Below are 18529 nucleotides of genomic sequence, written 5' to 3'. Positions count from 1 at the left end.
AAGCCCCTGAGGATCCGGGCGTGAGCGCCCGGATTCGTCGCGTTCCAGACAGCGTCTCCGGCTGACTACCGCACCTGACATAAACGCCGCGCGCCTTCGCGCAGCGTTTCATCCTCTTTCGAGAAGCTTAACCGGATCAGTCCGGTGTCGACGCGTTCGCTGTAGAACGCTGACAGCGGGATAGTGGCGACCTTATAGTCCCGAATCAGCCTGAGGACGAAATCGTCATCGCTCAGATCGCTGAATCCCCGGAAACGCGCCAGCAGGAAAAAGCTGCCGCCGCTCGGCAGCAGTTCGAACGGGGACGAGTGCAGCGCCTCCACCAGCAGGTCTCGCTTGTGCTGATAAAACTCCGCCAACCCCAAATAGCTCTGCGGATCCGCCATCATGGCGGCGAACGCATACTGCATCGGCGTATCCGCCGAAAACACCATAAACTGATGCACTTTTCGAATTTCATCCATCAGCGATTCTGGCGCCAGACAATAGCCCACGCGCCAGCCGGTGACGTGATAGGTTTTCCCGAACGAGGACACGATCACGCTGCGTTCCGCCAGTGCCGGATGACGCGCCATACCGTGATGGATCCCTTTATCGAAGACCATATGCTCATACACTTCATCGGACAGAATGGCGATATCGGTGTCGCGGGTCAGCGCTGTCAATCGTGCAATGTCGTGTTCGTCGAAGACCATCCCGGTGGGGTTATGCGGACTGTTGACGATAATCATGCGGGTTTTGGGATTGATGGCCGCCGCCACTTCATCCCAGTCAATACTCAGGTTGCTCAGAGACAGTCTGATGGGGATCGCCGTGGCGCCCTGCAACCGGACAATCGGCGCATAGCTGTCAAACGCCGGTTCGAAATAGATCACCTCATCGCCCGGATGCACCAACGCGCTAATGGCGGAGTAAAGCCCCTCGCTGGCGCTGGCCATGATCGTAATCTCCGTATCTGCGTCGTAACGGGCGCCGTACAGTCGCTCGGTTTTCTCCGCCAGCGCGTGGCGCAACGCGTCCAGACCGGTCATGGACGCGTATTGATTATGTCCTTCACGCATGGCTTGGGAAACGGCGTCGACCAACTGAGGCGCGCAGGCGAAGTTGGGGGCGCCCTGAGACAAATTCAGCGCATTATGCTCGGCGCTCAGTTGGCCGATCACGGTGAAAATGGTGGTGCCGACATCCGGCAACTTGGAACGGGTGGCGCATGCGCTCTGCATAGATTGCTCCTGATTGTCATCGAGAATAGGGTCATTAAGTAATAGAAAACCCTGGGCAACAAGGGAAACTTCGTCATACTAGCCATGCACTAACAACATGGCTCAACCGGCTACGACGAGGAGTCTTATGGCCCAGAAACGCCCTTCGCTGGACGTACTGCGCACCTTCGCGGTGGTGTCCCGGCATCTCAATTTCACCCATGCGGCGCAGACCCTGTGTCTGACGCAGGGCGCGGTCAGCCGTCAGATCCTGGGGCTGGAGCGTCAGTTGGGCTACCCATTGTTTAAACGTCAAGCAAGGGGATTGATTCTGACGCCTCAGGGAGAACGCCTGCTGACGCCGATACGGCAGGCGCTGGCGACCATCGATGAGGCGTTGGCGCGGGCGCCCGCCCGTCCTGGAACGCTGCGTATAAAATGCCCGACCTGCGCCATGCGTTGGGTATTGCCGCGAGTCATCAGACTGCAAAATGATATGCCGGACGTCCATATCGAGCTGACGTCATCGATTTCGCACGGTCTGGATTTCGATCACGAACATTTCGATGCGGCGGTGGTGTTCGGCCGCCCCACGGCGCGCGGGCTGACGTTGCATCCGCTGTTTGATGAGGTGCTGACGCCGGTGTGCGCACCCTCGCTGCTTCCTCCCGGTCGGGCAATGACGCTGGATGACCTGTCGCAGTACACGCTGCTGCATCCCACGCGCGACCGTCGCGACTGGCTGGCGTGGTTGCGGGCAGCGGGGCGCGGGGCGTTGCCCTCTAGCAAGGCGCAGCATTTCGATACGCTCGATCTGGCGATGAGCGCCGCGCAGCAGGGATTCGGTATTGCTATTGGCGATCTCTGCCTGCTGGAAGACGACGTGAGAATGCAAAGGATCGTTACGCCTTTCCCGCTCTGTGTGCCGAGCGGCTCCGCTTATTATCTGGCGTACCCGGCGTCTTCAGAGATGACGCCGGCACTTAGCGCGTTGACGGCGCGGCTGATAGAAGAGGCGATGCTCAGCCGGGCGCATCTGTTGACCTTGATGCCGGCGGAGAGCCGCGCCCGCTAGCGCGCGTTGGCCATCGCCGTCTGTGGTGGTCGGGCGTTTCTCCGCTGCCAGACTGCCTCTCGTACGGTAATCGGACGGGACAGCAGCCCCAGGGCATAGAAGCGGTCAGCGATAATCTGCTGCTCGCGGATCACGGCAATATCCATAGGACGCGTTCGATGACTGCGCCTTTGCAATGCGCGCTCCAGCGAGGCGGGGGCGATGCCCAGCTCAACGGAGAGGCTCCGGGCCGCCTCGCTGCGCTGGCTGTCGATGTACTGGCCGGTCTGTGCCAGCAATTCCAACAGCGGCTCCAGCACATCATCATGACGAACGACGAAGTCGCGACGCGCCAGATAAAACTGATGGTTGAGCACGCGTCCGCGCCCATCGGCGATGACCCGCAGAGCGCCGTCGCGCTCGGCATCGCTCAGCAGCGGGTCCCACATCATCCACGCATCCACGGCGTGGTAATCGCTGGGCGTCAGCGGGTATCTGGGCGGGGAATACACCACGCGGACGTCGTTCAACGTCAGTCCCTGTTCATCCAGCATCTGCACCAGCAAATAGTGGACATTCGAGCCTTTATTGACGGCGACCCGTTTGCCGCGCAAATCCGCCAGCGTGTGGATATCGCTATCCCAGGCGACCAGCATCGCCACGCTCTCGGGCGCGGGCGGCTCGTAGGCGACGTACACCAACGGCGTGCCCGCGGCCTGAGCGAAAATCGGCGGCACTTCCCCGGTGGTGCCGAAGTCGATTTCATCGTTATGCAGCGCGTGCAGGAGCTGCGGCCCCGCAGGGAATTCGCTCCACAACACGCTGACCCCCTGACGCGCAAACTGCTTTTCCAGGCTTTGGCGCGCTTTCAGGACGCCAAGAATGCCGAACTTCTGGTAGCCGATGCGCAGTTCCCGCTCCGCATGCCCGGCCGACGACACGCTGGCAGAAACGGATGCGACCGGCGCGGTTTTACGTCGGCCTTTGATCAGCCCCTGATTGGCCAGCAGCGTGCGCAGGGTATTCCGGCTGACGCCCAGCAGGGCGGCGGCCTGCGTCTGATTGCCGTTGCTCAGTTCGAAGGCGTTGCGAATGAGGGCATGCTGAACCCGGTCGTACAGCCGCTCCGCCTCGCTTTCCAACTGCTGGCGAACAAAGCGGTCAATCGCGTCGTCGCACGTCGGGACATTCAGGTCCGACAGCGTCAGGTTGAGCCGCAGCTGCGCCGGGCTGATATCGCCGTCCTTACTCAGCAGTACGGCATTATGCAGGGTGTTTTCCAGTTCGCGCACGTTGCCGGGCCAGCTGTAGGCCATCAGCGTGTCCAGCGCTTCCGGCGACAGCTGTCGGGTGGGACGGCCCAGACGGCGGGCGTACAGCGACAGGAAATGCTGCGCCAGCACCGGGATATCGCCGGTGCGGTGGCGCAGCGGCGGCAGGTCGACGACGGCGACGTTAAGGCGATAGTAGAGATCTTCCCGAAAGCGCCGCTCGCGGATCGCCTGAGCCAAATCAACATGGGTGGCGGCAATAACGCGCACATTCATCTTCACCGGTTTGCGCGATCCCACGCGAGTGATCTCCCGCTCCTGCAACACCCGCAGCAATTTTACCTGCAACGGTAAGCTCAGTTCGCCGATTTCATCCAACAGCAGCGTGCCGCCCTCCGCCGCTTCAAACCAGCCCGGGTGGGTTTGGGTGGCGCCGGTGAATGCGCCTTTCTCGTACCCGAACAGCTCCGCTTCGGCCAGGCTTTCCGTCAGCGCGCCGCAGTTGACCGCCAGAAACGGCTGCTGCCACCGGGTGCTGTGATGGTGCAGATAGCGCGCCACCACTTCTTTTCCTGTTCCGGTTTCTCCCACGATCAGCACGGTCGCGTCGGTCGGCGCCAGCTTATCCAGCATGCTTTGGAAGGCGAGAGAAGCAGGGTCGATCAATACGGGTGTATCGGCGGTAAAGGGCTGAGGGTTTTTCATCGATGGCGTTCGCGGCAGGAAACGGGATGGCCTGAGCTTATCTCAGCGCCCTAAGCGATACGAGAGGGCCATTTGAGCCCTTTGCTGCAAACGCAGCAGCGGGTGATGCCGATGTGCTGCAAATGCACCATTTTCACCGTCGATCGACGGTGGTTAATTCCCTGATTTTTATGAATAAAAAATCCCGTACTTCATGGCACGGTTCCTGCTTTGATTTTTATAACCAAACTGAAACATTCTTTGTATAAATAATGAATATAGTTATATAGGAATCGAATAATGGCTGAATCTGACAACGGCACTATCAAGGTATTCTGGTTCCTGCCCACGCATGGCGATGGGCGTTATCTGGGGACGTCTCACGGCGGTCGCCCCGTGGATCTGGCGTATTTGCAGCAGGTGGCGCTGGCGGCGGATAACCTCGGCTACTACGGCGTCCTCATTCCTACCGGCAAGAGTTGTGAAGACTCCTGGCTGGTGGCCTCGGCGCTTGCGCCCATCACCCGCAAGCTGCGCTATCTGGTGGCTGTGCGGCCGGGCCTGCAACCCCCGACGCTGGCGGCGCGCATGGCGGCCACGCTCGACCGGCTGTCGGAGGGACGGCTGCTGATCAACGTAGTGACCGGCGGCGATCCGGTGGAAAACAAAGGCGACGGCATTTTTCTGAGTCATGCCGAACGGTATGAGGTCACCGAAGAGTTCCTGCAGGTATACACGCGGCTGTTGAAGGGCGAGAAAGTGGATTTCTCCGGTAAACATATTCGGGTGGAAGGTGCGGAGGTGCTGTTTCCGCCGGTGCAGGAAAACGGCCCGCCGCTCTATTTCGGCGGCTCTTCGCCGGAGGCCATCGACGTCGCGGCGGAGCAGATCGATACCTATCTCACCTGGGGCGAGCCGCTGGCGCAGGTCGAGGAAAAATTGCGAGTCGTGCGGGAACGCGCCGAGGCGAACGGACGCACGTTGAACTTCGGCATTCGCCTGCACGTCATCGTCCGCGAAACAGAGGAAGAGGCCTGGGCGGCGGCCGACCGTCTGATCGCCCATCTGGATGATGACACCATCGCGCAGGCGCAGAAAATTTTCGCCCGAATGGATTCGACCGGACAGGCGAGAATGAGCGCGCTGCATCGCGGCTCGCGGGATGATCTGCGTATCGGCCCCAATTTGTGGGCGGGCGTGGGGCTGGTGCGCGGCGGCGCGGGGACGGCGCTGGTGGGCAGTCCGCGACAGGTGGCGGATCGCCTGCGGGAATATCAGGCGCTGGGCATCGAAAACTTCATTCTGTCCGGTTACCCCCATCTGGAGGAGGCGCATCGCTTCGCCGAGCTGGTCATGCCGCTGCTGCCGTTGGCGCAGTCGTCCCGCCCGCCGTCGCGCGCCGTCAATACCGGCCCCTTCGGTGAAACCATCGGCGGCGACCGCCGACCGGTCAAACAGGTCAGCGCCAGCTAATTACGGGAGATCGCTATGTCACAGCAGGAAACGCGCCGCCCCATCCAGTTCGCCTACTGGGTGCCTAATGTCTCCGGCGGACTGGTCGTCAGCAAAATACCGCAGCGCACGCAGTGGGATCACCACTACAACCGCAAGTTGGCGCAGATCGCCGAGCGCGCCGGGTTCGATTATGCCCTGACGCAGATTCGCTTCACCGCGGGCTATGGCGCCGACAATCAGCACGAATCCGTCACCTTCTCGCAGGACCTGCTGGCCGTCACGGAGCGCCTGACGGTGATTGCCGCGCTGTTGCCCGGCCCGTGGAACCCCGCGTTGGCGGCGAAACAGGTCGCCACCCTCAGCCACATTTACGGGCCGCGTATCGCCGTCAACATCGTGAGCGGGTGGTTTCGCGGCGAGTTTAAGGCCATCGGCGAACCGTGGCTGGATCATGAGGAGCGTTACCGGCGTTCTGAAGAGTTTATCCGCTGTCTGCGGGGGATCTGGACCGAGCCGAGTTTTACCTTCGCCGGCGACTTTTACCGCTTTCGCGACTACGTCATGAAACCTAAACCGCGCGACCCGCTTCCTGACATTTTCCAGGGCGGCAGTTCACGGGCGGCGCGCGATATGGCGTCGCAGGTATCGGACTGGTACTTCACCAATGGCAACAGCGTAGAAGGCATTCGACGTCAGGTGGAGGACATCCAGCTTAAGGCGCAGTCGCATCAACGCCGCGTAAAAATCGGCGTCAACGGCTTCGTGATTGCACGCGATACCGAGACGGCGGCGCGCCAGCAGCTACAGGATATTCTGGATCAGGCCGATCCGGCGGCGGTGAAAGGTTTTCATCAGGAAGTGCAGAACGCGGGCAACGCCTCGCCGGAAAAAGAGGGCAACTGGGCGCAGTCCACGTTGGACGATTTAGTGCAGTATAACGATGGGTTCAAAACCAACCTGATCGGCACGCCGCAGCAAATCGCGGAACGCATTATCGACTACAAGAACGCGGGCGTGGACCTGATGCTGCTCGGCTTTCTGCATTTTCAGGAAGAGGTGGACTATTTCGGGCGGGAAATCATACCGAGAGTGAGAAAAATGGAGCAACAAACGGCAAAGGAGCTGAGCTATGACTGAACCTCATATTGTCATTATTGGCGGCGGCGTGAGCGGCGCGGCGCTGGCGATCCATCTGGCGCGGACGGCGGAAAGCGCGCTGCGCGTAACCGTCGTGGAACCTAGGGAGCACCTGGGACTTGGCGTTGCCTATTCCACCCCGGAGCCTGCGCACCGCATCAACGTCCCCGCCGCGCGAATGTCTCTATTCAGCGAGGACAAAGCCCACTTCGAACGCTGGCTGAAACGCCAGCCCGAGTTCCGCAAAGACAGTGCGGCGCTATGGCGTGATGGCAATGCCTACCCGCAGCGCGGACTTTTCGGCCGCTACATGGAGGGCCTGTTCGCCGAGGTCGCCAAATCTGGCCCGGTTCAGCTACGCCACATCTGGGACCGGGCGATCGGCCTGCAGGATCATATCGTGACGACGGCGAGCGGTCTGGCGTTACGCGCCGATGTCGTGGTGCTGGCCGTCAGCCATCCGCCGCCGGCACTCCCCGAGATGCTGCGTCCCTGGCAGACACACCCAGCGTTGGTCGCTAACCCGTGGTTGCCGGGCGTATTGGATACGGTGGCGCCGTCTCAGCGCGTTGGGATCATGGGGACAGCGCTGACGATGGCGGACGTCGTCGCCTCGCTGCAAACGCGCGGCCACCACGGGCCGATCGTCGCCTTCTCTCGGCACGGGCTGTTGTCCCGCAGCAATTTGAGCGTTGACGCGCCGCCGCCGCCCTGGTCGCTGTCTTCTTCCTGGCCGACGACGGCGCGCGGCGCGCTGGCGCAGGCACGACGGGAGGTCGTCGCCGCCGCCGAACAGGGCATTCCCTGGCAGGCGGTTATGGACGAGATCCGCGCCAATGGGCAGGCCTTGTGGCAGACGCTGGCGCTGAAAGAGCAGCAGCGTTTCCTACGCCATCTACGCAGTTGGTGGGACGTACATCGTTATCGCACCGCGCCGCAGGTGGCTCAGGTCATCGCGGCGCGGCGCGAGTCCGGCGAACTGCGCGTGCTGGCGGCGCGCCTGTGTGGCGTCGAGGCCGACGAAACGACGCTGACGCTGCGACTCCAGCCGCGTCAGGGAAAGATTGAAACCACGACGGTCGACAAGCTGATTGTCACCACCGGCCCGGCGCATGCGTCGCTTACCCAGAGTCAGCCGCTGCTGCATTCCCTGTCGCAGCGCGGCGAACTGCAACCCGATCCGCTGGGACTGGGGATTCTGGTTAACGAGCGGTCGGAAACGCTGGATATTCTCGGTCAGGCCAACCCGCGCCTGCTTGTCGTCGGACCTGCCGCACGCGGCCGTTTCGGCGAACTGATGGGACTGCCGCAGGTGTCGCAACACGCGGAAAGCGTAGCGAGACACCTGATAAACTCCGTGATCCCTGCCGCCGCCTCGGCGCGATGTCCCGTCTCTACCTGAACCTTCACGACTCACTGACTCACTGAATAATAAATTGAGACTCCGGCCGAACGCCGTTCGGCTGCGAGAGCTTTATGGAGAGCGCTATGCCATCGCAACGTGAAATTCGTCTTAATGCGTTTGATATGAATTGTGTCGGCCATCAGTCACCGGGCCTGTGGGCGCATCCGCGCGATCGCTCCTGGCAGTATAAGGATTTGGACTACTGGGTTGATTTGGCGCGGCTGCTGGAACGCGGCAAATTCGACGGTCTGTTTATTGCCGATGTGCTGGGCGTCTACGACGTACTGCACGGCAGCAGCGACGCCGCCATTCGCCAGGCGACGCAGGTGCCGGTCAACGATCCGCTGGCGCTGGTCACGCCGATGGCGCTGGTCACGGAGCACCTGGGGTTTGGACTGACGGCGTCGCTATCGTTCGAACATCCTTACCCCTTCGCGCGCAGACTGTCGACGTTGGATCACCTGACCAAAGGGCGCGTCGGCTGGAATATCGTCACCTCGTATCTGGAGAGCGGGGCACGCAATATCGGGCAGAAGGCGCTGACCGACCATGACGCGCGCTACGACTATGCCGACGAATATCTGGAGGTCGTGTACAAGCTGCTGGAGGGGAGCTGGGAAGAGGGCGCGGTGCTGCGGGACCGCGAACGGCGTATTTTCAGCGATCCGACCAAAATCCATCCCATCAATCACCACGGCGAGTTCTTCAACGTACCGGGTATTCACCTGTGTGAGCCGTCACCGCAGCGGACGCCGGTACTTTATCAGGCGGGCGCGTCGAGCCGCGGCAAACAGTTCGCCGCCGAACATGCCGAGTGCGTGTTCGTGGCGTCGCCCTCCAAGGTGCTGCTAAAGAAAACGGTGGCGGATATCCGACGCCGGGCGGCGGAGGCCGGGCGCGATCCGCGCAGCATTTTGATTTTCAACCTGCAAACGGTGATTGTCGGCGAGACCGATCGCGAGGCGCAGGCGAAGTGGCGGGAGTATGCCTCCTGGGTCAGCTACGAAGGGGCGCTGGCGCTGATCTCCGGCTGGACGGGCATCGACTTCGGTCAGTACCCGCCGGATCAGGTGCTGAAACACCTGCACACCAACGCCATTCAGTCGGCGGTGGAAACCTTCTCGACCGCCGATCCGGACCGGCAGTGGACGGTGCAGGGGCTGGCGGACTGGGTCGGCATCGGTGGCTTTGGACCGCTGCTGGTAGGCAGCCCGGAAACCGTCGCCGACGAGTTGCAAAGCTGGGTGGAAGAGACGGATGTGGACGGCTTTAATCTGGCCTATGCCCTGACCCACGAAACGTTCACCGATGTGGTCGAATGGCTGATCCCCGAACTGCAAAAACGCGGTGTCTTCAAACGCGACTATTCGGCGGGCACGCTGCGGGAAAAACTGTTTCACGCTGGCCCGCGGCTGGCAGTGCCGCACCCGGCGGCGGGCTATCGGGATCTCGCTTCATCCGCAGCGCGCGTACGGGAGCGGGTGTCATGATTGAAATCCAACATCTGTACAAAACCTATCACGACAAGCAGGGCCGTCGGACGGATGTCCTGAAAGACATCTCGCTGCAGGTACCAGCGAGCACCATCACGGCGGTCGTCGGACCGAGCGGCGCGGGGAAATCCACGCTGGCGCGCTGCATCAGCCTGCTGGAAAAACCCGATCGCGGCACGCTGCGGGTCAACGGCAACGATCTCTCACTGCTGACCGGAGAGGCGCTGCGCCGGGAGCGCCGGGCGATTGGCACAGTATTTCAGTCGTCAGCGCTGCTCCAGCGTAAAACCGCCTGGGAGAACATCGCGCTGCCGCTGGAGTTTCTGGGCGTGGTGAAGCGGGACATCCAGAAGCGCGTCGGCTCGTTGCTGGACAGCGTGGGGCTGAGCCACAAGGCGGACAGCTACCCGGCGCAGCTCTCCGGCGGCCAGCGCCAGCGTATCGGCATCGCCCGGGCGCTGGCCCTGAATCCGACGGTACTGCTGGCGGATGAGGCCACGTCCGGCCTCGACCCTGAGGCGACCGCCGCCGTGCTGCAACTGCTTAAACAGCTGCGGGATGACTTCGGTCTGGCCATCGTGTTGATCACCCATGAAATGGACGTGGTGCGCACGGCCGCCGACGCGGTGGCGGAGATCCGCGACGGGGGCATCGTTCAGCAGGGAAGCGTCCGCGATCTGCTGGCACAGCCGGACTCCTCGCTTGGCGAGCGACTGTTCCCGGTCACGGCGCAGCCGGGGCGCGGCGACCTCTTGCTACGGGTCAGCTACAGCGCGAACCGGGCGGTGGCGACGGACTGGATTAGTCGGCTCTCCAGACAGTTCGCGTTGCAGATCGACGTCCTGGGCGGCCACGTCGAGTGGGTCAACCAGCAACTGGCGGGACGGCTGGAGATCGCGGTGCGTTTTCACGGTGAGCGACTCTCTGCGGCTCAGATCGTCGGGCTGCTCGACGCGCAGGGCGTCGTCGCGGAGGTCATGGCGTCGGCTCCGGCGCTAAGGGAGGCGATATGACGACTGCAACGTCAACGGCCGTGATGAGTCAGGACACGCCCTGGCGCGAGATCCACACGCTGCTGCTGCCCGCTTACGGTGAAACCTGGCTCATGGTCGCCATCGTCATGCTGTTCGTGGTCAGCCTTGGCGGCGTGGTCGGCGTCGTGCTGTTCAATACCTCGCGCCGGGGGCTGTTTCCTCGCCCGGCCCTAAACCGAATGTTGAACTGGCTGGTGAACATGGGGCGTTCCCTGCCGTTTCTGGTGCTGATGGCGGCGATTATCCCGGTGACTTTCTGGCTGACCGGCACCACCATCGGCATTCCGGCGGCGGTCGTCCCGATGGTCATCGCGGGCATCCCGTTCTTCGCCCGGCTGGTGGAAAACGCGCTGCGGGAACTGCCGGAAGACGTGACGTCGGTCGGTCTGGTCTCCGGCGGCTCCGTCGGTCAGATCATCGTCTCGGCGCAGTTGAGCGAAGCGCTGCCCGCCATTGTCTCCGCCGTCACGCTCAATCTGATCTCCATGATCGAATACTCCGCCATCGCCGGGACCATCGGCGCGGGCGGCATCGGCTACCTCGCCGTGGTCTACGGCTACCAGCGTTTCGATCACCACATCATGATCGCCACCATCGTGGTGCTGATCGCCACGATACAACTGATTCAATTCGCCGGTGACCGTCTGGTCGCGGCATTGCGTCATTCACAGGGAGCGCAGTCAGCATGAATACACCGCAGTTCGAAATTCGTAAGAAGCGGCGCTGGCCGTGGTGGGTCGGCGGCGTGGTGATTATCGCCGCGGCGGTCAGCGCGTGGTACTGGCTGACGCAGCGTCAGCAGACGGTGACGTTCGGCTCCACGCTGGATATCCATTTTGAACCGGCGATGGCGGGGGAAGAGCGGGTGATTCAGTACGTCGGCGAACACATCGCCCCCGACTACGGCCTGAAGCTGAGGGCCGTAGGCTTGCAGGATCCGGTGCAGGCGGACCGGGCGGTGGCGGATGGCGTCTATGCCGCCACGGTGTATCAGCATCAGTGGTGGTTAAAGCAGGTGGTGGATGCCAACGGCTTCAAGCTGACGCCGACGGTGCCGGTATTCCAGTGGGCGTTCGGCATCTACTCGGACCGCTACCCCTCGGTCGACGCGCTGCCGGAGCAGGCGACGATCGTCGTGCCGAATGACGGCGCCAATCAGGGACAGGCGTTGTGGCTGCTGCAACGTATCGGGCTGATCCGCCTGAATCCGGCAGTGGAACCCCGCACGGCGAAGCTGAAAGATATTCAGGACAATCCCAAACGTTTGGTCTTTAAGGAGCTGGATCTGCTGACCATGCCGCGCGCGCTAAATTCGGTCGATGCCGCCATCGGCTACGTCTCCCAGTTCGACGCCGGCAAGATCCCGCGTGAGAAGGGAATTCTCTTCCCGCCGGCCCCGGCTACCTTCGCCTCACGGCTGGTGATCGGCACGCCGTATCTTAACGACGCGCCTATCGTCAAACTGCAACAGGCGTTTTCCGACCCGCGCCTGCAACGGTGGCTGAAGGAGACTGACGACCCGTTGGTCAAGGGCGTTCTGGTGCCGGTATCGGCCGAATAGTCGCCGTTCTCATGCGTTTCAACGTGGTCGCCGGGCTGCTGGATAGTGGCTCGTCCTGTGTGTTTTTTATGTGGTTATCTTATTGTTATTTAATGAATTTTAAAGACATAAATGTTGTTTGTGAACGCCAGAACTTCGACTTATAACCGTAGCTTCACCTGCACATAAAATAATAGCGAGGATGCCAACAGTATGAGTACGTTACCGGTTGACAACGACATCAGGGGTTCTGCTCCAGGATCCATTCCCATTAGCTCGGTGAGCGACGTAGCAAGATTGATCAACACCCGCAGCGAGAAAAACAGCTACGCCAGAATGATCATCTTTCTGGCGCTGGGCGGGGTATTTCTCGACGCCTACGATCTGACCACGCTGTCGTACGGTATCGATGATGTCGTCAGAGAGTTTCAATTGACGCCGGTGCTCACCGGGCTGGTCACGTCCTCCATCATGATCGGCACCATTATCGGCAACCTGATCGGCGGCTGGCTGACGGATAAATACGGCCGTTACTCCGTCTTTATGGCGGATATGCTGTTTTTCGTCGTCTCCGCGATTGCCGCCGGGCTGGCGCCGAACGTGTGGGTGTTGATTGGCGCGCGCTTCCTGATGGGGATCGGCGTCGGGATCGACCTGCCGGTGGCGATGTCCTATTTGGCCGAATTCTCCAGGTTTGCCGGCAAGGGCAACAAGGCCGCCCGCTTGGCGGCGTGGTGTCCGATGTGGTACGCGGCGTCGTCCGCCTGCTTCCTGATCATCTTCGGTCTCTATTTCCTGCTGCCCGAACAGCATCTCGACTGGCTGTGGCGCGCCTCGCTGCTGTTCGGCGCGGTGCCGGCCTTGCTGATTATCGCGGTCCGGCGCAAGTTTATGAATGAGTCTCCCTTGTGGGCGGCGAATCAGGGCGATCTCAAAGGCGCGGCGCGGATTTTGCGTGATTCCTACGGCATTGCCGCCCACGAAGCTGTCGATAAGATACAGCGCAAGACGTCTCATCAGCCGAAGGTCAGCTTCCGGGTGCTGTTCCAGAAACCGTACCGGGAACGCACCATCGTGGCGGGCGTGATGAACGTGTGCATCTCCTTTGAATACACCGCCATCGCCTTCTTCCTGCCGTCCATTCTGGCGCAATTTCTGGGGGCCGGCGTGTTTGAAACCATCTCGGCTTCGCTGGGGCTAAATGCGTTGTTTGCCTTCACCGGCGGTCTGCTGGGGATGCGGCTGGCCTGGAAATATCCTTCACGTCATGTGGCGATCGCGGGCTTTGCCCTACAGTTCATCGCGCTCATTGCGCTCGCGCTGATCGGTCAACCTCAGGCGACGACAGGCGTGGTCATCGCCATCCTGATGCTGGGCCTGTGGCTGTTCGCGGAAGGCTTCGGGCCGGGAGCGCAGTTGATGATCTATCCGGCACTGTCTTACCCGACCTCTATCCGCGCGACCGGCGTCGGTTTCAGCCGCTCGCTGTCGGGGATCGGCAGCGCACTGGCGCTGTTTATTCTGCCGCTATTACAGGCGGCCTACGGCACCAACATGTTCTGGATTGTCTCGCTGAGCGCCATTATCCCCATCTTCTTCCTGCTCGCGGTTCGTCACGAACCGACCCGTCAGGATATTGACGATCATCACGATCAAGGAGCACATCATGACCTTACTTTCGACCGGCACTGATTACGATACGTTGGCGTCGCAGTTCCGCCCCATCTTCGCCCGTATCGCCGCTGGCGCCGCCGACCGTGAGCGGCGTCGGGAGCTGCCCCATGAGCCTATCCGCTGGTTGAAGGAGGCTGGATTCGGCGCCGTGCGTATTCCTGAAGAGAAGGGGGGACAGAACGCGTCGCTGCCTCAGCTGTTTCGTCTGCTGACGGAGCTGGCGGAGGCGGACTCTAATCTGCCGCAGGCGCTGCGGGCGCATTTCGCCTTCGTGGAAGACCGCCTCAATGCGCCGGACACGCCGGAGCGCGATCGCTGGTTCCTGCGTTTCCTGGACGGTGAGCTGGTCGGCAGCGGCTGGACCGAGATCGGCAACATTACACTGGGCGATGTCATCACCCGCGTCGAGCCTGCGCCGCACGGTTGGACGCTGAACGGCGAGAAGTTTTACAGCACCGGCACACTGTTCGCCGACTGGATTGATGTTTACGCCCGTCGCAGCGATAACGGTCGGGATGTGATTGCGATTGTCAGTACGCATCAGGACGGCGTGTTGCGTGAGGATGACTGGGACGGTTTCGGTCAGCGGCTGACCGGCAGCGGCACGACCCGTTTTACGCAGGCGCTGGTCGACGCCGGCCATGTCTACGATTTTGCGGACCGCTTCCTGTATCAGACGGCGTTTTACCAGCACATGCTGCTCGCGACGCTCGCTGGTATCGGGCGGGCGGTAGCGCGCGATGCAGCCGAGGGCGTACGCCAGCGTAAGCGTATCTACAGCCACAGCAATGCCGCGCTGCCGAAAGAGGATGTGCAGGTGTTGCAGGTAGTCGGTCAGGTTTCCAGCTGGGCCTACGCCACGGAAGCGGCGGTGATCGCGGCCACGCAATCGCTGCAACAGGCGTATGAGGTTCATGCTTCGGACGACGACGCCCTCAAGCTGCGCATCAACAGCATCGCGGAAGTGGAGGCGGCGCAGGCGCAGGTGATCGCCAGCGAGCTGGTGCCGCGCGCGGCGACCGAGCTGTTCAACGCGCTCGGCGCATCGGATACGCGCGTGAGCAAGGCGTTGGATCGCCACTGGCGCAACGCGCGCACGCTGGCATCCCACAATCCGGTAATTTATAAGGCCCGCAATATCGGTGACTGGTTGGTTAACGGCAATGCGCCGACCTTTATCTGGCAGGTCGGTAATGGCGGGCAGGAACAGAAAACCGCTTAACCGTGTGGACGTACAAAAAGGCGGGCCTGAGCGCCCGCCTTTTTATGGTCAGTGGGACTCATCACTGTTTATCCAATGACCAAGTGGCGCTGGTTACGTTAACCTTCGTCGGCAACAGTCCGATCTGCGTGAATTTGTCCGCCAGCGCCTGTTGCTGGCTGAAAACGTCCGGCGTCATCCGCTCGGCGCCGTAAGGCATTCTTGCCAGCGCTTTGCTCCAGATGGCGCGATCCAGGCCGGTCGACTGAGACAGGATGGCGGCGGCATCGGTCGGGTTAGCGTTAGCCCATTGGCTGAGCGACGCCAGTTCGTTGATGACCTGTTCCGCCGTCTGCGGCCAGGTTTCGGCGAACTTCCGGCTGGCGAGGTAGAACGTGTAGTGCGGCACCAACCCCTCCGCATTGCGAATTTGTCTGGCGCCCGCATTGCTCTCCACCTCGGCCAGGAACGGGTCCCAGATCACCCAGGCGTCCACCGCGCCGCGCTGAAACGCCGCGCGCGCATCGCTCGGCGTCAGGTAGACCGGCGTAATATCGCGATAGCTCAGACCGGCTTCTTCCAGCGCTTTCACCAGCAGGTAATTGACGTCCGAGCCTTTGTTCAACGCCACGCGCTTCCCTTTGAGATCCGCCACCGTTTTGATGGGGGAGTCGCCCGGCACGACGATGGCTTCCGTTTTTGGATTGGCGGGCGAGTGCGCCAGATAAATCAGATCGGCCTGCGCCGCTTGCGCAAAGGCGGGCGGCGCATCGCCAGTCGCCGCCAGATCGATACTGCCGACGTTCAATCCCTCCAGCATCTGCGGCCCGGCGGGAAACTCGATCCAGCGCACCTGAATGCCCTGCTGTTTAAATTTTTCATCCAGCGTTCCTCGGTATTTCAGCAGGGCGAAAATGTTGGCTTTCTGATAACCAATGTTGATGGCTTCAGGCTGGGACGCGGCGACCGCAGAGGCGGACAGCCCCGCCAACAGCAGCGCGAGAGCGGTATGACGTAGGGAGGGTTTCATGGTGGCGTCGTCTCTTAAGGCAAATTAAGCAAAAACCTTATCAGAGAGAATTTATTACCTTAAAATAATGAAATATTTTTTAATATTCCTATTAGTTTTAACGGCTCGTCGGGTGTGCGACATCAACGAACTACGATGTTATCTTTCGAGACTCTATCTTTAAGTGACGGATTGCCGCAGTCGCGGTTTGAGAGGGAAAGGATGATCGACGATAACCGAAAGATCCAGTCTGTTGAGCGAGCAATGGCGTTACTCGAAGCGATTGCCGAGGCTGGAGGGGAATCCCGTCTCGTCGACCTGACGACACAGCTGGGATTGAACAAAAGTACGCTGCACGGCTTGCTGAATACGCTGGCGGCGATGGGCTATGTTACCCGTAACGGCACGCGTTATGCGCTGGGCTTGCGTCTGCGTGAACTGGCGCAGCCGCTGACCGATGAAGATACCGCATTGCGCGCCACGTTCGGGCCGGTACTGCGGCGCTTCGCCGAGATTAGCGGCGAAACCTGTTACCTGGCCGTCCCGTGCGGGACAAGCGAGTATCTCTGTATCGATTCCGTCGAATGTGATGGCAGCGTACTGCGGGCGAGTTGTCCCTGCGGCAATCGCGAGGGATTGACCACCTCCGCCATCGGTAAAATCCTTCTGGCCAACGATGTCGGATTGGTGCGTAGTCTGCGGCGAGCGGGGAAAGTGTCCGCGTCGTTGGGCGCGGAGCTGAAGACGATCGCCGCGCAGGGCTTTGCGCTCGATCTGGAACAGGTAGAGCCGGGCCTGTGCTGCGTGGCCATACCGCTGTATAAACAAGGACGCGTTGCCGCGGCACTGGGGATGAGCGGTCCGGCCTGTCGGTGGTCGGCTTCCGCGCTGCAAGATCTTGTCCATCGCATGCTGCAGGAAAAGTTCGTCAATACGAAAAAACTCGACTAATTTCGTCGAGATGAGTCGCTTCCGCTTCTGGCATTGTCACTTGCTCACAGAGAGACAATGACCAGAATTTTTCTTCATATCTAACTCCATTCCCCCTCCAATAAGGTAACCCGCTCAGACACGAGTATGAGATCCGGGACGTGCCGCCAGTTTGATGATGGTCGATAATGTCGGGCATCTCGCCGATTGTCCGGCTAGATGAAAGGGTTTCTGCGGCTTCGACATGGTGAGTAAAAAACAGCAAAGGACAGGCGGGTGGCCAGTTCAGCGCCGCCCGCGCTTGCCTGTCTTAGCGATCATCACGCCCGCGATGATGATCGCGAACGTCATAGGAACGAGGGGCGTCATAGTGCGGACGCGAATGATGATCCCGCGGGTGACCGCCGACAACGATACACCCGTTCAGCAGGAGCATCGCTGCGAGGCACATAATTAAGCGTGGTATTTTCATCGTTGGGCGCCTGTCAGTGACGTTATCAGGGGTTGAGCGTCATGCATGATGAACCGCTCGGTTTCGCCTGTTGCAATTGCGTGTCATGGTTTTCTCCACCGGACGAAACGCCGCCATCCGCGTCTTACTCCGCCGGCGCGGGGGACTTCAGCATGTCGACCAGTTCATCGGCCCCTTTATTGATGCCGACTTCCGCCGCGCTGAGTGAGCCGATGGTGGCGCCCACGTTCATCGCGTTCGGGTACTGCTTGGCGACGTAGGCGTTAAGCAGGCGATTGCTGGCGGCGTCGTAAATTTCTACCGCATAACTGACGGACCCGCTGAGCATGCCTTCCTTACCGCGAAGGGCTTGCACAATATTGTAGGGGCCGCCTGCGAGATCGAATTTAGTCACCGTCCCCACTACCTGCGTGGTGGTTTCCGCCCCTGTCAGCGTCAGTTTGATTCTGATGGCCGCAGGTGTTGGCGTTTTGGTTTCGGTGAAACGCGATCTCAGGCTTTCACTAAAGCGATCCTGCATGTATTTCGCCAGTGCCAGGCGATCGTTCGGATCCATATCGCCAAACTGATTGTCGTTGCCCGGATAAACGGTGACGGGGTCGAGAATAACGTGGGTGTACTTCGTCCAGTCCACCGGCGCGGCGTAGCGGAAAGGAATACGGTCGGACTCAGCACCGGTATTGGGCTGCCATTGAGAGGAGGACTCAATCCCGGCGTAGCGGGCGGGTTGGGTGCCGGCGCAACCGGCTAAGGCGATGGCGACGATCATTGCAGAGGAACGGACTACCTGGGTCAATATGCTCATTCGTAAAACCTTCTAAAAAGATCACCAATGTCGGTCGGAAAGCGTCGTGCGGGAGACGCCGTGTTAACGCATTTTGAGTTCAGTCGCCTTGAGTGACCGGGCCGTCGTCAATAAAGACCGGTGGTGTGCCGCGCCAAAAGCGTACCGTACGGTTCAGTTTTGA

The 18529-nt window shown here is 60.9% G+C and carries 15 protein-coding genes; 11 read left to right on the top strand and 4 right to left on the bottom strand.

All coding sequences use genetic code 11. The annotated features are described in order from the left end of the window. Window positions 1-65: 65 nt before the first annotated feature. Window positions 66-1223, bottom strand: a complete 1158-nt coding sequence (locus BLU64_RS00765; RefSeq protein ID WP_074727679.1) for a methionine aminotransferase — start codon at window positions 1221-1223, stop codon at window positions 66-68. Window positions 1224-1350: 127 nt separating this feature from the next. On the opposite strand from BLU64_RS00765, the gene BLU64_RS00760 reads away from it, so the two are divergent. After that, window positions 1351-2277 carry a LysR substrate-binding domain-containing protein gene (locus BLU64_RS00760; RefSeq protein WP_026743118.1) on the top strand — a complete coding sequence of 309 codons (927 nt, stop codon included), beginning with the start codon at window positions 1351-1353 and terminating at the stop codon, window positions 2275-2277. Here the strand turns inward: BLU64_RS00760 and BLU64_RS00755 are convergent. Further along, window positions 2274-4232: a sigma-54-dependent Fis family transcriptional regulator gene (locus BLU64_RS00755; RefSeq protein WP_074727677.1), complete on the bottom strand. Its 1959-nt coding sequence runs from the start codon at window positions 4230-4232 to the stop codon at window positions 2274-2276. The genes BLU64_RS00760 and BLU64_RS00755 overlap by 4 nt on opposite strands. A 279-nt stretch (window positions 4233-4511) precedes the next feature. Here BLU64_RS00755 and ssuD point away from each other — a divergent pair, with 279 nt between their 5' ends. The 9 genes from ssuD to BLU64_RS00710 all read left to right on the top strand — a co-directional run bounded on the left by ssuD (window position 4512) and on the right by BLU64_RS00710 (window position 15171). Continuing rightward, window positions 4512-5684: an FMNH2-dependent alkanesulfonate monooxygenase gene (ssuD, locus tag BLU64_RS00750; RefSeq protein WP_026743117.1), complete on the top strand. Its 1173-nt coding sequence runs from the start codon at window positions 4512-4514 to the stop codon at window positions 5682-5684. 15 nt (window positions 5685-5699) lie between these two features. Then, entirely contained in the window at window positions 5700-6803 is a 1104-nt protein-coding gene (gene sfnG / locus BLU64_RS00745) for a dimethylsulfone monooxygenase SfnG (RefSeq protein ID WP_074727675.1), read from the top strand. Next, a complete protein-coding gene (locus BLU64_RS00740) occupies window positions 6796-8205 on the top strand; it encodes an FAD/NAD(P)-binding protein (protein ID WP_026743115.1) in 1410 nt (469 codons plus the stop codon). Before sfnG ends, BLU64_RS00740 begins: the two co-directional genes overlap by 8 nt. An 86-nt stretch (window positions 8206-8291) precedes the next feature. Then, window positions 8292-9698: an LLM class flavin-dependent oxidoreductase gene (locus BLU64_RS00735; protein WP_026743114.1), complete on the top strand. Its 1407-nt coding sequence runs from the start codon at window positions 8292-8294 to the stop codon at window positions 9696-9698. Next, window positions 9695-10714, top strand: a complete 1020-nt coding sequence (locus tag BLU64_RS00730; protein WP_026743113.1) for a methionine ABC transporter ATP-binding protein — start codon at window positions 9695-9697, stop codon at window positions 10712-10714. The genes BLU64_RS00735 and BLU64_RS00730 overlap by 4 nt, the downstream gene beginning before the upstream one ends. After that, the gene (locus BLU64_RS00725; RefSeq protein WP_074727673.1) at window positions 10711-11424 is read left to right on the top strand and encodes a methionine ABC transporter permease; all 714 of its coding nucleotides are present in this window, start codon (window positions 10711-10713) and stop codon (window positions 11422-11424) included. Before BLU64_RS00730 ends, BLU64_RS00725 begins: the two co-directional genes overlap by 4 nt. Next, the gene (locus BLU64_RS00720) at window positions 11421-12296 is read left to right on the top strand and encodes a MetQ/NlpA family ABC transporter substrate-binding protein (RefSeq protein ID WP_074727671.1); all 876 of its coding nucleotides are present in this window, start codon (window positions 11421-11423) and stop codon (window positions 12294-12296) included. Before BLU64_RS00725 ends, BLU64_RS00720 begins: the two co-directional genes overlap by 4 nt. 192 nt (window positions 12297-12488) lie before the next feature. Further along, window positions 12489-13967 carry an MFS transporter gene (locus tag BLU64_RS00715; protein ID WP_026743110.1) on the top strand — a complete coding sequence of 493 codons (1479 nt, stop codon included), beginning with the start codon at window positions 12489-12491 and terminating at the stop codon, window positions 13965-13967. Continuing rightward, window positions 13942-15171, top strand: a complete 1230-nt coding sequence (locus BLU64_RS00710; RefSeq protein WP_074727669.1) for an acyl-CoA dehydrogenase family protein — start codon at window positions 13942-13944, stop codon at window positions 15169-15171. The genes BLU64_RS00715 and BLU64_RS00710 overlap by 26 nt, the downstream gene beginning before the upstream one ends. 61 nt (window positions 15172-15232) lie before the next feature. On the opposite strand, the gene BLU64_RS00705 is transcribed toward BLU64_RS00710, so the two are convergent. After that, window positions 15233-16180: an aliphatic sulfonate ABC transporter substrate-binding protein gene (locus BLU64_RS00705; RefSeq protein ID WP_074727667.1), complete on the bottom strand. Its 948-nt coding sequence runs from the start codon at window positions 16178-16180 to the stop codon at window positions 15233-15235. 201 nt (window positions 16181-16381) lie between these two features. Here BLU64_RS00705 and BLU64_RS00700 point away from each other — a divergent pair, with 201 nt between their 5' ends. Then, entirely contained in the window at window positions 16382-17110 is a 729-nt protein-coding gene (locus tag BLU64_RS00700; RefSeq protein ID WP_026743107.1) for an IclR family transcriptional regulator, read from the top strand. A 575-nt stretch (window positions 17111-17685) separates the two neighbouring features. Here BLU64_RS00700 and BLU64_RS00695 read toward each other — a convergent pair. Then, the gene (locus tag BLU64_RS00695) at window positions 17686-18366 is read right to left on the bottom strand and encodes a DUF3313 domain-containing protein (protein ID WP_026743106.1); all 681 of its coding nucleotides are present in this window, start codon (window positions 18364-18366) and stop codon (window positions 17686-17688) included. Window positions 18367-18529: the final 163 nt, after the last annotated feature.

It is taken from the genome of Lonsdalea quercina (genome assembly GCF_900107885.1).
GTDB lineage: Bacteria > Pseudomonadota > Gammaproteobacteria > Enterobacterales > Enterobacteriaceae > Lonsdalea > Lonsdalea quercina.
The sequence above is the reverse complement of the archived record's forward strand: the minus strand, read 5'-3'. Positions and strand labels throughout refer to the sequence as shown.